The following is a 14,713-nucleotide window of genomic DNA, read 5'->3' as shown; positions in this document are numbered from 1 at the left end:
CCGTCGTAACAGACGGCCTACTTAGCCTCAAGAATTCGCTGTCTAAAGCGAGCCTTCCTCAAGCGCCATTGCCACCGCTTCTGCCGCGTGAATGGCGACGGTGTCGAATAAAGCCACTGAGGTGTCTTGCTGTTTGACCAACAATCCTATTTCGGTGCAGCCCAGAATCACCCCTTGTGCGCCGGCTGCCGCTAACTCATCAATAATGGTGTGATAATCGTTTTTCGAGCGTGGATTGAGCGTTCCCAAGCAGAGCTCTTGATAAATCACGTCATGTACCAATCGGCGCTGCACGCCGTTGGGCACCAACACCTCAATACCAAATTTATCCGTTAACCTTTGTTTGTAGAACGCTTGTTCCATCGTAAATGCGGTGCCGAGTAATCCCACTTTTTCGATACCTTGCGCCTGAAGTGCACGCCCCGTTGCATCGGCAATGTGTAAGAGAGGAATCGACACGGCGCGCTCAACCTGCTCCGCCACCTTGTGCATCGTGTTGGTCGCTATGATGAAAAAATCGGCGCCAGCACGTTCGAGCGATTGCGCTGCCTGCGCCAATATCCCCCCCGTTGCCTCCCACTCACCTTGGTGTTGCAACGCTTCAATTTGTGCAAAGTCGACACTGTGGATAATCACTTTTGCGGAGTGCAAACCACCAAGCGCGGCTTTCACTCCCTGGTTGATCTGCGCGTAGTAGGTTGCCGTTGACTCCCAACTCATGCCGCCAATCACGCCTATGGTTTTCATACTCTGTCCTTGTGAATTCGAATCATGCTCTTAGCCCACTCTATAGCAGGCATAGATCGCTCGCAAGCACCCGTTGGGTTGGTCGAATGCCAGGCCAACCCATTCTCAGTGCGTAAAAAAGCCCGGCTTAACCCCGGGCTGCCTAACTATCGAATCAAGGTATGGTTCACTATCCGGCAGTGGATGGTTTAATTCGATATAAGAGGGCAAAAAGTACCGGTACTACAATTAACGTGAGTACCGTCGCAAAGCCAAGCCCTGCCATAATGGTGATAGCCATTGAGCCAAAGAAGGCGTCAAACACCAGTGGAATCATGCCAAGAATGGTGGTTAATGCCGCCATACTGACCGGGCGCACACGGGAAATGGCACTGTCAAACACCGCTTGATAAGGATCTTTGCCTGCCGACAGTTCTATGTTGATTTGGTCGAGCAACACAATGCCGTTTTTCAAAATCATGCCACTCAAACTCAGTAACCCAAGAAACGCGGTGAAACTGAACGGCATATCCGTCGCCAGTAAGCCAATCGACACCCCGATAATCGAGAGCGGCACGGTAAACCAGATCACCAATGGCTTACGCAGCGAATTAAACAGCAGCATAGTGATGATGAACATCAATAAGTAGCCCATCGGCAACGAACCAAACAAGGCCTGCTGGGCATCTTTTGATGACTCATACTCGCCGCCCCAAGAGATCTCATAACCCTGTGGCAACGGCAGTGCTTCCACTTTCGGTTGTATGCGGGCAAAAAGGCTGGCCGGTGTTTCATGACCCAACACATCGTGATCGGCGAGTACGGTCAAGGTGCGTTTTCTGTCTCGACGCTGGATGAGCGGCTCTTGCCAATCCAATGCGACGCCGTCAATCACCTGCTCCACTGGCACGTAAGTTTGCAACGTGGGGCTGTAAATTTTGACATTGGCTAACGATTCAAAATCAATGCGCTCTTGCTCGGGCAAACGAGCCAAGATCGGCAACATATGCGTGCCATCCCGCAATAGGCCGATGGTTTTCCCGCCAAATGCCATTTGCAACGTATCGGAAAGGTCTTGTTTCGAGATACCTAATCGGCGCGCCTTCGATTCGTTGAACTGCGGCACCAACTGCTTGGAGCGTTCACGCCAATCATGACGCACATTTCGTGCCCCTTCATCTTGGAGCAGTACGTCTTCCACTTGCAGCGCAATATCACGCAATACTTGAGGATCTGGGCCCGTAATACGCGCTTCAATTTTTGACGCCGGCGATGGGCCAAATTCCATCAGCTTAAACTGGAATGTCGGCTTGTTGAAACTCACAGCCAGAGTCTGATCTAACTCTTCCAGCAAGGTGAACATCGACTCGCGATCGTGGGTGCGCACTTGCAGCTGAGAATACGCTTCATAGCTCTTCTCAGGCTGGTAGGTCAACGCGAAACGTTGCAAGCCTTGACCCGTCGTGGTCGAGACAAACTCGACGTTCTCTTTTGAGCGAATAAACTGCTCAACTTTCTGCGTCTCTTGCAAGGTTTCACGAATGTCGGTGCCTTCCGGCATCCACATATCGACGTAAAACATCGGCGTGTTGGACGGTGGGAAAAACTGCTGTTTAACCAGGCCAAAGCCTCCGACCGCGACCACCAACAGACCAATCATGCTGGCGACAGTCAACCAACGAAAACGCAGGGCGAATTTAAGGCTCGCACCAAAGATGGCAAACAATACCCCTTGGTATGGGTCAGCGTCCTTGTCGTCACTTTGCGGCGCTTCTTTGAGCAACAAGTCAGCCAAGAATGGCGTGAGGGTCAAGGCCGTCACCCAACTTAAGAACAGCGAATAGCAGAGTACCCAAAATAGAGAACCCATAAACTCGCCTGTTGCATCTTCGGACAATCCAATCGGAGCAAACGCGGTAATCGCAATGACCGTCGCACCAAGCAATGGCCACTGGGTTTGTTTGACAATGTCGGTGGCCGCTTCAAGCTTAGATTTACCGCGCTTGAGACCGACCAAAATCCCCTCAACCACCACGATAGCGTTGTCCACCAGCATGCCGAGCGCAATGATCAGTGCCCCTAGCGAAATTCGGTGCAACTCAACGTCATTTTGCTTCATCATAATGAAGGTGCCGAGCACGGTCAGCAGCAGCACAGCGCCAATAATCAACCCGCTACGCAGCCCCATCGCAAATAGCAGTACCACGATCACAATCGCCACGGCTTGGCCTAAGCTGACAATAAAGTCATCGACGGACTTTTCTACTTCCGCCGCTTGATTGTAGAAATACTGGATATCCACACCCGCAGGTTTGATGGTTTCAAGCGCTGACAACTCCGCCTGCAAGGCTTTGCCTACTTCGACAACATTGACGCCCGCGCCAAAAGAGATGGCTAAGTTGATCGCTGGTTCACCATTGAAGGTCAGCACATTGGTCGGTTTCTCCTCAATGCCACGACTGATGGTCGCGACATCCTTGAGACGAATCAGATTCCCCGTATCTCGGCCATGAATGATCAAATCTTGCAGTTCTTGCTCAGAAGTCAATGAACCGTTCGGTCGAATGGTCAGCACTTGACCATTGACCATGATTTCACCCGCCGATTGCACGCTGTTTTGCTGATCGAGCAAGCTCACCACGGAGTTCAAATCAAGATTCAATGCCGCCAATCGCTCCAAAGAGATCTCAACAAACAGTTGCTCTTGCTGATCACCACTGATCGCAACTTTGCCCACCCCAGGCACCAACTCCAGTTCGCGACGTAAATAATCGGCGTAACGTTTCAGTTCGATGTAGTCGTAATCCTGACCGGTCAACATCAACATGACGCCGTAGACATCACCAAAATCATCAATGATCTGAACAGAAGTGACGCCACTGGGCAGATTGGGCTTCAAATCATTGATCTTGCGACGCATTTCATCCCAGATTTGCGGTAATTCATCCGGTCCGTATTCCATTTCCATGCTCACGGTGATTTGTGACATGCCAATGGACGAGGTCGAGGTGATTTTATCGATATACGGCAGTTGACGAATCTCTTTCTCCAGCGGATACGTCAGCTCCTCTTCGACTTCTTGTGAGGTCGCGCCCGGATAGGTGGAGATAATCATGGCGTCTTTGATCGTAAAAGCCGGGTCTTCCAAGCGGCCTAAATCCATGAAAGAGGTGTAGCCACCCACGGCTAAGATGATCAGGAACAACCAACTGATCACTTTGTTCTTGATTGAATATTCGGCAATACTCACAGCTGCGCTCCTGAAATGTCCATGCCTTCTCGTAATTTGCGTAGGTTGGAGTTAATTAATACATCCCCTTGCTCAATACCACTGGCCACCAGCGCGCCTTGTCCTGTAATTTGGTCCACATTGATGGCGTAGCGATGCGCCTTGCCATCTTCCAGTTTCCAGACATAAAAGGCTTGCTGATCGCGCCCGGCATCAATGGCCGTCATCGGTACTTGGTACGCGTTGATTTGACTCAAACCCGCTTTGACCAAATCGACGGATATTTTGGCGCTAGTGCCCGGAAGTAACCGCTGATCCAAAGCGGGCATACTGAGCCATAACTGGTAAGTTTGTGTTTGCGGGTGTAGCTCACTGGTGTGCTCAAGATAGCGCATCGGATAACTGCCACTTAAGCCAGAAAAGGTCGCGACAGGTTGATATTGCTTAGCGTTCACGGTCGGATTTAGCATGGCGAGCACAGAATCGGATACTTCGATTTTCACGTAGACATTATCCGACTGATACAGTGACACCACCGACTCGCCCGGTGTGGCATTTTCAAATTTCTTCTTCTCAACCGACGCAATCACACCATCAAACGGCGCTTTCAAGCGTGTATAGTGCATTTGTGCCTTTGCCAAGCCCAAGTTTGCCTGCGCCAGTTGTAAGTTGGCGCTCAGTTGATCAAGCTCCGCGCTCGAAATCATGTTCTCTTGGCGCAGATTTTCACCGCGTTTTTGCTGTTTAAGCGCCAATTCGTAGCGAACTTGAGCATCAATCAAGGCTTGTTTCGCTTTCGAATCATCGAGCAGCGCGACCACTTGACCTTTAGTGACACTGTCACCCTCTTTCACCAACATGGCGCTGATTTCGCCATCTAAACGAAAAGAGAGTGGTGTCAGTTCTGCGGGCATCACTTGGCCATTGAAATTGCGAAATTGACTCTCGACGGAGTGGTTCACTTCGTATGTTTCAACCAACAGATCATGGCGCGGACGATGCGCATTGTCTGGCGTGCATGCTGCCGTCAGACTGGCCGCCATCACTACCAATGAAAGATGAGAAAACTTCATCAGATCCCTCCCTCTTTGGTCCACGCTTTGACTTGTTGGCCGGGCATCAAGCGTTCCACTCCGGCTTGCACAATCAAGTCTCCTTGGTTAAGACCCGAGGTAATATGGCCTTGCGCATCCACCATCACTTGCACGATTTCCAGCGTTTGGGTTTGTTCATCAAAACGATATAACTCACCATGATGCTGATCACGGCTCACCCAGGCACTGTCATCAATAGCAAACTGACCTTGCAACTTCGCGTTGTGCAGTTTCACCTGACCCGTCATCCCCGGCAGCAAATTAAGCGTTTCAGGGCGAGTGAATGTCAGGCTTGCGCGGTAACTGTTGGTGTCGCTGTCTGGCTCGGTCGAAATCTCTTTGAATTTGGCAGGAATCATGACGTCACGGTGACTATCCATCACTAACACAAAGTCAGAAGAACCAATATGAGACAAACCATAGCGCTCGGCGTAGCTCACAGGAATGGTGAACACCACATCCAGCACATCGTTATTGATGACATTGAGGACCACTTGGTTCGCCGCAACCACTTGATTCTCTTTACTGAACGTAAGGGACACCACCCCATCAAAAGGGGCGACGATCTTCGTGTATTGAAGATCTGTCTTTGCCTGCTCTAGGGCGGCGGAGGCGGCTTTGTATTCTGTCTCACTTTGATCAAACGTATCCACACTGATGAGCTTCTTCTCGTGCAATTGTTTGGCGCGCAAGTAAGCGGTTTTCGCCAACTGGTATTGGGCCAGTTTCGCGTCGTAGGCCAATTGGTAATCGGTGTCATCAAGCTCGGCCAATACCTGACCTTTTTTCACTTCACTGCCCATGCGTACTGCCAAGGTGTCAATTTCACCGGCCACTTGAAAGGACAACTCTGCGCGGTCAGTGGCATCAATATTGGCAATAAACGAGTCAAAACGCTTTTTGTCCAAATCAGGCACTTCCAACAGTTTGACGGGTTTGACCACGGGGTTGGTGACCTCTGAATTAGCGGGATTGCACCCGGCTATCCACGAACTCACCGCAGCGACAAGCGCGAGCTTTGCCAAGGTAGGCATAGACTGTATCGATGTATCCATTATTATCACATCACGATTTATTACACACTCGTGCAGTATATGAGTTTTATTGGCGGGATCAATATTTATTTTCCAGACGTACAATATAAAATTTGTTATAGTGTCTCGGTTTGTCACGCCGCTTAATGAAAGTTGAACTAAGATCTGGTAAAACTGCACTGTTGCAGATGTATGAAAGAAAACGATGACAGAAAGAAAACAAGGTAGACGCAGCGCACAAGACGCTGAGCAAACCAAATGTGAAATCATGAACATCGCCACTGAGCTGTTTTGCGAGCTGGGGTACGAACGCGTGTCGCTACGTAATATCAGTGAAAAAGCGGGCGTGTCTCATAGCCTGATCCGCCATCATTTCGGCAGCAAAGAACAAATTTGGTACGCCATCAGCGACGGCCTGCACCGTTACATGGAAAAGTACATGCGTGCCATCTTGGACAACATGCCCGAAGGGGCACCGCCGAATGTGCAGCTCTATCGTTTTGCGGTCCACTTGTTGGCAAATATGTTGCACTTCAAGCAACCGATCCAACTGATCGCAGACGCCGTGCGCCAAGAAGATGCGCTGTTTGATTACTTTATCGATAACAGTGGTGAAATTGAGAACATCGTCAAATCGCTCGAAACCGAGTACAACCAAGCGCACCCTGAGGCACCCATTAAGATTTTGGAAATGAAGTGGCTGATGATGATGTTTGCCCACGGCGCCGCTAGCCTGACCCCATTTATGAAAGAAACTTGGGCAGATGAAACCAGTGATTATCAGCAGTGTTTACTCAATCACTGGCGCATGTTCAATACCATGATGTCGCGTAAGTTCCATGTGGATCCACAAGACATACTCCACCCCACCAGCGTGGAAGCGCTGATTTTCGATGTGCCGTGTGAGTAATCACGCCTAGCCAACCCAAGGGCTTGTCGGTAACCGCATTCACTTCAGAACCAAAACTTCAGAATCAAAAAAAGCGCCAACTCAGGTTGGCGCTCGTTTCAACTTAAACTCCCCCCATTTAGGCGTTCGACGATTGGCATACCTGCTGCTGCACTTGAACCGGCGCTGGCTCGTAGTGGCTGAGCGTCATGCTAAAGCTGCCTTCGCCTCCGGTGAGGGCGCGTAGACGGCGCGCGTAATCTTGCAGCTCATTAACCGGTGACTTCGCTTGCAAGCGCGTGAAGTTACCGTCAATCGGCACCGTCCCCTCAATCAAACCGCGATTACCCGACAGGTCGCCCGACACATCGCCGACGTTTTGAGTAGGAATTTGCAACTCCATCTGGACAATAGGCTCAAGCACAATCGGATCCGCTTGATTGACCGCATCAAGAAACGCCTTTTTCCCTGCGATGACAAACGCGATCTCTTTGGAGTCCACCGAGTGATATTTTCCATCGTGCACAGTCACTTCGATATCACGAATAGGATTGCCTGAAATCGCACCCTCTTCTAGCGCTTGGCGGATACCCTTTTCAACCGCAGGGATCAGCGAGGTGGGGATCGCGCCGCCAACCACTTTATTGACAAAGGTAAAACCTGCGCCGCGCGGCAGCGGTCGAACCGACAAACTCACCTCACCAAATTGCCCCGCGCCGCCACTCTGTTTTTTGTGGCGGTAATGGCCTTGCGCTGGCTTGGTGATGGTTTCAAAGTACTCAACGCTAGGTTGACTGGTTTCCACTTTTAACTTGTAGACGCTCTCCATTTTCTCCAGCGCAACTTTAAGGTGGAACTCGCCTTGACCACTGATGATGGTCTCATTGGTGCGGGCGCGGTGCTCAATCCGCAGAGAGGGATCTTCACTGGCGATTTTGCTCAGTACGTCACCCAGTTTTTGCTCGTCGCCACGCTTGGTCGGTTTGAGGCACAGTGAGTACATAGAGTCAGGGAAATCGAGCGTTTTTAGGCTCACGCCATCTTCATCATGAGAGTCATGAACAATCGCATCAAACTCCAGCTCATCGACTTTCGCGAGCACGCAGAAATCCCCTGCTAACGCTTTTGAAATCTCGCGCCGCTCTTTTCCTTGCAACTGATAGAGATGCCCAACTTTGAACGGTTTATTACCATCGCCTATAAAGAGTTGGCTCCCGGCATTAATTTCACCTTGGAACACTCGTAAATAGGCCAGTTTGCCCATATAAGGGTCAACGCTCACTTTGTAGACGTGTGCCACGCTGTGCGACAAGGTCTCACAATCGACGCGCACTTGTTTACCGTGTTTGACGAGCAGCGGCGGGTTACCTTCGTTTGGCATTGGCATAATTTCACTGAGCGTACGCAGCAGCAATTCCACACCAGCTCCGGTTTGGGCAGAAACAAAACAGATCGGGATAACGTGCCCGGTGCGCAATGCCTCTTCAAAAGGGTCATGCAGTTGACCCGCCGTCAACTCTGAACCTTGCTCAAGGTAGAGTTCCATCAGCTCTTCATCGACTTCGATCACTTGATCAATCAAGGTTTCGTGCGCCGCTTCGACATCGGTAAGCAGTGTTGATTGTTCATAGTTGGGCTCAAAATAGCAATCGACGACTGTCTTACCATCACGGGAAGGCAGGTTAATCGGCAAACAGTAATCACCAAAATGTTCAATGATCATCTCCATCACTTGCTCAAGCCTATCACCATGATTATCCAGCTTGTTGATGATGATCATCTGACATTTTTTCTGCGCCTTAGCAAAGGCGTAGAGACGGTCAGCGGTTTGGTTGATGGGCATCTGCGGGTCAATCACTAGCGCCGTGGTTTCAACCGCAGGGTAGACACTGAATGTGCGCCCAAGCAGCTCTGCTTGTCCTGGGGTGTCGATAATATTGAGTCTGTGCTGCTGCCAACTGAGGGTAACAGGGGTCGCTTCAATGCTGTGTTGATATTGGATCGATTGAGCGTCGAAATCAGTGACAGTATCGCCTTTTTCAACGCTGCCAAGATGTGTGGTGGCATCGCAGGTGAAGAGCAGTTTTTCGATCAGCGTGGTTTTACCGCTACCTGCCTGACCGACAAATGCAATATTGCGTATCTTATTAAGTGGCATAACGCCTCCTAGCTTCTGTACGTGGTCATATCCCCTAGAGTGGGGTCATCGGCGTGGGAGTGTGGGCGGGATTACCGCCGAATCGTCTTCCATGTGAGTTTTCGAATAACGCTCTGCATAGGACCACCTAAGGGCAAATACATCGGGACTTCAACTGGGATACCGATTCAGCATGCCGCAATAACCATATTTTTTATGTGACTTATTTCAAAGCGTTAAAGGGACTTTTTACATCAGTTATGTTTATGTTAACTCGCGCTTGTGGCATGCTGATTTCGTTGTGGTAACAAGGACATGATTAAATGGATAGCACTACTCCAAGACTCTCTTTACGTACAATTGAATCGGGTGATTACCCTCAGCTTGCAGAGCTGATGGACCTCGTCTTTCCCGATGTGGGTGGCGCATGGCCACGAATGACCATCATGGACCTGATTCACCAATTTCCTGATGGGCAAATCTGTATTGTTGATAACGATAAAATTGTTGGCGCCGCGCTGACGATTAAAGTCGATTACAACCGCTTCTCTCTGCCGCACACCTACACAGACATCATTACCGAGCAAAACGTGATTCAAAACCAGTCCTCGGGTGATGCCATGTACGGGCTGGATGTATTTGTCCACCCAGATTATCGAGGCCTACGTTTGGGACGCCGCCTCTATGACGCGCGCAAAGAACTGTGCCGAAACAAGAATTTCAAGGCGATTTTGGCGGGGGGACGTATCCCCAACTATCACAAATACGCCGACAAAATGACCGTGCCCGAGTACATCGATCAGGTCAAACGTCGCAAACTGCACGACCCGATTCTCTCTTTCCAGCTGGCCAACGATTTTGATGTAAAGCGCTTGATGCGTAATTATCTGCCTGAAGATGACGCATCGAAAGGCTACGCTACCCTGCTTGAGTGGGACAACTTCTTCTATGAAGAGGACATCATCTCTGTTCACGACATTGAAAAAACCTTAGTCCGCATCGGCGTGATTCAGTGGCAAATGCGCGCCATGCGCGATCTCGACGATTTGATGGACCAAGCCGAGTACTTTGTCAGCTCACTCTCTAACTACAAAGCGGACTTCGCGCTATTCCCAGAGTTTTTTAATGCCCCGTTAATGGGCTTGCAGACTGGCCAAAACTCCGTCGAAGCGATTCGTTTTCTCGCCAGTTTCAGTGAAGAGATCAAAAACCGCTTCTCACAAATGGCCGTCACGTACAACATCAATATCATTGCCGGCAGTGTGCCAGTGGTGGAAGACGATCAGCTCTACAATGTCTCCTATCTGCTGCACCGTGATGGCGACATTGACGCGCAATACAAAATCCACATCACCCCGCACGAGCAAAAAGACTGGGTGATTGATGGTGGCGACAATGTGAAAGTATTCGACACCGATGCGGGTCGAGTCGGCATTTTGATCTGCTATGACAGTGAATTCCCAGAGCTGGGCCGAATCATGGCCGAACAAGGCGTGCAAATCATCTTTGTGCCTTTCTGGACCGACACCAAAAACGGCTACCAGCGAGTGCGGATCTGCTCTCAGGCTCGGGCAATTGAAAATGAATGTTATGTCGCCATTGGCGGCAGTGTCGGCAACTTGCCAAGGGTCGATAATGTCGATATTCAATATGCTCAGTCTGCGGTCTTCTCGCCGTCCGACATCTATTTCCCTCACGACGCGACCTTAACCGAAGCGAGCGCCAACACCGAAATGATCATCTTTGCCGATGTCGATTTGACCAAGCTTAAGCAGCTTAACACCGAAGGTTCGGTCACCAACCTCAAACATCGCCGCAGTGATATTTACGGCACCTTCATTAAACCCGACAACGAGTCGTGATCTCTCGCTGAGAGTCGTCTCTTTTGCCCATCACTGAGCGCATGGTTACACCGCGCTCAGTGATGGCAACCTTGAACTTCCACTCTGCTATATTTATTCAGCGTTTGTGAGCCAAACCAGTATCGCTAGACAAGGAGACCGGATTACCACATGATGGCTCCACTGTGCTCACGGCTTAACCCAACGACATTACTGACACTATGCAAATTTTCGGCTTCAACGTCTCTGAATCGCTTCTTGGTAAACTTCTGTTCGCCTTCCTTCTATTCATCGCCTTAAAGCTCATCAAACACATCCTAGTGAAAACCATTCACGCCATGGCGCGTAAAAAGCAGGCGAAGAATAATCGTACCTTTTTTATCATTCGCGGCTTGAACATTGCCCTCTACTTTGTGTTTATTTCGCTGTTTTTGATTGCCTCAGGGATTGGATATGGCGATGTCTCGCTGTTTCTCTCGTCGATTTTCGCTGTGCTCGGCGTCGCCTTGTTTGCTCAGTGGTCGATACTCAGTAACGTCACTGCCAGCTTTTTAATTTTCTTTGTCTTCCCATACCGCGTCGGCGATTTGGTCAAAGTGATCGATAAAGATGAGGACGTCACCGGAGTGATCGTCGACATCACCACTTTTCATGTTCACATCAAACACGAAAAGGGCCACATCATCACCTACCCCAACAACCTGATTTTGCAAAAAGGCGTCCTTAAACTGCCGCCAAAACCCAAAGTAACTAAAAAGCCCCGTTTGTATACGCGGATTAAAAAATGATTCGCAAGAGAGAACATTTAGTGAAAAAAGATAGTGACCAGTTTTTTGGGGAGGGTTACACAAGCACAGTGGTCACAAATTGGCGCACTTGCGTTACCATATCGCCATTGACGAGAACATTCGTTTAACGGGTTCCTAAACGACAAAAGGCGCACTTGGTTGTGCGCCCTATCCCTCGTTACTCAATCGTGAGTCTGCGAATCTTGAAGTCTATGTCTGCTTCGAGATCTAAAAACGAGGCTACTGAATTGACTTGTTGAATCCATCCAAATTGTAGGTAAGGCGGTATATTCCTCCATGCGGGTCGGGTCATTTGCCTTACACTTTAACTATGGTCGATTTCGGCCAGTTCGCAAGTTTTCTGCGGCACTATTTTCTCGTGTATCGATTAAAAGTTGAACTTTTCTCACAAAATTGCAATTCAACTTTGCACGATTATCGATTGGGCTAACGCTAACCACAGGTATAATGACCACTTGTGCGGCGAAATCACGCTAACGTTCGTCAACACTTGCTTGGCAACTGTTTGGCTTGATACCATTCGCCCTCAATCAATCCGCAATACTCACGCACAATAGAAACGGAAATCCGGTGAACTGGAAACGCCTAACACAATTTCACAACGTCCCCCCTTCTCAGTCTTCTTTGGCACTTGGCATGATAGGCCTTGGGCAAGCATGGGCACTCTATATGCCCGACGTTGGTGACATACTTAGGCCCTATTTTGCGTTTGCCGGCGCACTGCTGCTGACTCCCGTTCTGATCAAGTATTCGAACTACCATACCTTCATGAATGACATTCGCCACCCTCTTAGTGGCAGTCTAATGGCACCGATGAGTATGGCGTTGCTCATCTTGTGTGACTATCTGGCGATCATCTCTCCTATTATCGCCTACCCGCTTTGGTTCGCAGCGTTAATGCTGCACTTAACCATGATGGTGCTGTTCTTTGGCTTTCAACTTCGCAACTTTAAGATGTCCAACATTGTGCCGAGTTGGTTTCTCTATCCTGTTGGCGTGATCAGTAGCTCGCTCGCAGGTTCCCAATTTGGTTTAACGCTATTTTCTGAAACCATTGTTGCCATCTGTATCACCATCTACTTTTTTATGCTGCCGCTCGTACTCTATCGCCTAGTGTTCGAGGGGATGTTACCGCGCCGAGCCAGGCCCACCTTGGCAATTATGGCTGCGCCTATCAACCTCACCTTAGCCACCTATTTGGTCAATTTCAGCGAGCCAGACCCGATCCTCACCGGCGCGCTAGCGGGGATTGCTATCACCATGACCCTGCTTATCTACCTGTGCTACATCCGTTTGCTCAGGCTCAAGTTCCAACCGTCCATTGCTGCGGTGACTTTTCCTTCGGTTATCAGCGCTATCGCTATGCACCGCTTGACGTCATTCTTTGAACAAGCTCACCCACACTGGCACTGGCTGCATAACTTTGGTCTGTTTGAGCTCACCATTGCGACCGTATTGGTGATTTGGGTTTGCATTGGCTACATCAAGATGTATTGGCCAGAACTGGATCGCAATCACACCTCACAATCTTGAATTTACCCTCAAGCGTCACCTAAATATAGAGACTGAGATACGCTAACGTTTAATGATTTTGCATGAGTTAGACCCCAAAAGGGTAATAAATATTAATTAATAGTCATTACACACTTTTTTTGTTTGCTAATACGCTCAAAAAATAAACTATTTTACTAGACGGAATAATCTATTAGGTTCATACATATCCTTGTCAGCTGGCCATTCACTTGTTTTGAGAAAAGGATATGATTATGTTTACACTTGATAAGTGTTCGCCACTTCCGACGTTCGTTAATGAACGTATTTCGCACTATGTTGATGACCTAATTAAAACAAAAGATAATGGTCGTAATTTAGTGTTGGGTAAGAAGCCTAAACAAGGAGATATTCTTCTCCAATCCAACGATTATTTATCACTCGCCAATCACCCTAAGATTATTGACGCGCAAGTTAATTCCCTCAGACAGGGGCAAGAGAGTGCGTTTATGTCGAACGTCTTTCTTCATAGTGATGCCCTCGACAAAACGGTGCAGCAGAGAATGGCGGATTATACCGGTTTTGAACACTGCACCATCGCCCCTTCTGGCTGGATCGCGAATATCGGTCTATTACAGACCCTATGTGATTCAGATACCAAGGTCTATATCGACTTTTTCGCCCATATGTCGCTTTGGGAGGGCGCGAGAATCGCCGGTGCTGATATCCATCCTTTCATGCACAACAATGTGAGACACCTTAAGCGCTTAATCAAACGACACGGTCCAGGCATCGTCCTGATAGACTCCATTTACAGCACCCTTGGCACTATTGCCCCACTTACAGAACTGGTTGAGGCCGCGAAAAGTCTGGGTTGCGCCATTGTTGTCGATGAATCCCATTCATTGGGTACACATGGCCCGAAAGGCGCAGGGTTGGTGGCTTCACTCGGTTTAACGCAGCAGGTTGACTTTCTCACTGCCAGCCTTGCCAAAACCTTTGCCTACCGCGCTGGAGCCGTTTGGTGTAACAACGACACAGGCGAAGTGATGCCCTATGTCTCGTTCCCATCGATATTTAGTTCGGCGATGATGGCGTGTGAACTCGACAGAATAGATGCAACCCTCGCGGTGATCAAGGCAAGTGATCCAGCGCGTAAACAGTTGCATCAAAATGCGGCCTGGATGCGCCGAGCGCTGGCAGATATCGGATTTGATATTCGTAGCGAATCACAGATCATCGGCTTAGAAACCGGAGATAAGACCAATACCCGCAAAGTTCGTGATTATTTTGAGCAACGTGGCGTGTTCGGATCGGTATTCTGTACGCCAGCAACGCCCGACAATAAAAATATTTTTCGCCTGTCGCTGCACAGTGCATTAACAGCAGAGGAGTTGCACAAAATTGCGTTAGTGGCTGAATCGGCATTTCACGATCAAAAATTACGTTTAATCTAAACAGTA

Annotated in this window: 10 protein-coding genes; 5 read left to right on the top strand and 5 right to left on the bottom strand. The window is 49.2% G+C overall.

All coding sequences use genetic code 11. The annotated features are described in order from the left end of the window. Positions 1-42: 42 nt before the first annotated feature. The 4 genes from AC6R03_RS11255 to AC6R03_RS11240 form a co-directional block, all read right to left on the bottom strand. Positions 43-747: an aspartate/glutamate racemase family protein gene (locus AC6R03_RS11255; protein ID WP_500630786.1), complete on the bottom strand. Its 705-nt coding sequence runs from the start codon at positions 745-747 to the stop codon at positions 43-45. Positions 748-916: 169 nt separating this feature from the next. Next, the gene (locus AC6R03_RS11250; RefSeq protein ID WP_500630785.1) at positions 917-3,976 is read right to left on the bottom strand and encodes an efflux RND transporter permease subunit; all 3,060 of its coding nucleotides are present in this window, start codon (positions 3,974-3,976) and stop codon (positions 917-919) included. After that, positions 3,973-5,028: an efflux RND transporter periplasmic adaptor subunit gene (locus AC6R03_RS11245; protein ID WP_500630784.1), complete on the bottom strand. Its 1,056-nt coding sequence runs from the start codon at positions 5,026-5,028 to the stop codon at positions 3,973-3,975. The genes AC6R03_RS11250 and AC6R03_RS11245 overlap by 4 nt, the downstream gene beginning before the upstream one ends. Further along, on the bottom strand, positions 5,028-6,104 hold the full coding sequence (locus AC6R03_RS11240) for an efflux RND transporter periplasmic adaptor subunit (RefSeq protein WP_500630783.1): 1,077 nt from the start codon (positions 6,102-6,104) through the stop codon (positions 5,028-5,030). Before AC6R03_RS11240 ends, AC6R03_RS11245 begins: the two co-directional genes overlap by 1 nt. A gap of 184 nt (positions 6,105-6,288) precedes the next feature. Here AC6R03_RS11240 and AC6R03_RS11235 point away from each other — a divergent pair, with 184 nt between their 5' ends. Next, on the top strand, positions 6,289-6,993 hold the full coding sequence (locus tag AC6R03_RS11235; RefSeq protein ID WP_487901414.1) for a TetR/AcrR family transcriptional regulator: 705 nt from the start codon (positions 6,289-6,291) through the stop codon (positions 6,991-6,993). Positions 6,994-7,111: 118 nt separating this feature from the next. Here the strand turns inward: AC6R03_RS11235 and fusA are convergent, their stop codons facing one another. After that, positions 7,112-9,130: an elongation factor G gene (fusA, locus tag AC6R03_RS11230; RefSeq protein ID WP_500630782.1), complete on the bottom strand. Its 2,019-nt coding sequence runs from the start codon at positions 9,128-9,130 to the stop codon at positions 7,112-7,114. Positions 9,131-9,432: 302 nt separating this feature from the next. Between fusA and AC6R03_RS11225 the strand changes: the two genes are divergently transcribed. The 4 genes from AC6R03_RS11225 (at position 9,433) to cqsA (ending at position 14,707) form a co-directional block, all read left to right on the top strand. After that, the gene (locus tag AC6R03_RS11225) at positions 9,433-10,971 is read left to right on the top strand and encodes a GNAT family N-acetyltransferase (protein WP_500630781.1); all 1,539 of its coding nucleotides are present in this window, start codon (positions 9,433-9,435) and stop codon (positions 10,969-10,971) included. A gap of 200 nt (positions 10,972-11,171) precedes the next feature. Continuing rightward, entirely contained in the window at positions 11,172-11,738 is a 567-nt protein-coding gene (locus tag AC6R03_RS11220) for a mechanosensitive ion channel domain-containing protein (RefSeq protein WP_500629476.1), read from the top strand. Between the two features lie 591 nt (positions 11,739-12,329). After that, entirely contained in the window at positions 12,330-13,292 is a 963-nt protein-coding gene (locus AC6R03_RS11215; protein ID WP_500627262.1) for a TDT family transporter, read from the top strand. Between the two features lie 233 nt (positions 13,293-13,525). Further along, positions 13,526-14,707: an alpha-hydroxyketone-type quorum-sensing autoinducer synthase gene (gene cqsA, locus AC6R03_RS11210; RefSeq protein ID WP_500630780.1), complete on the top strand. Its 1,182-nt coding sequence runs from the start codon at positions 13,526-13,528 to the stop codon at positions 14,705-14,707. The last annotated feature ends 6 nt before the right edge of the window (positions 14,708-14,713 follow it).

The sequence above is a fragment of the Vibrio sp. R10-SG-ISO4 genome (assembly GCF_059834135.1).
The sequence above is the reverse complement of the archived record's forward strand: the minus strand, read 5'-3'. Positions and strand labels throughout refer to the sequence as shown.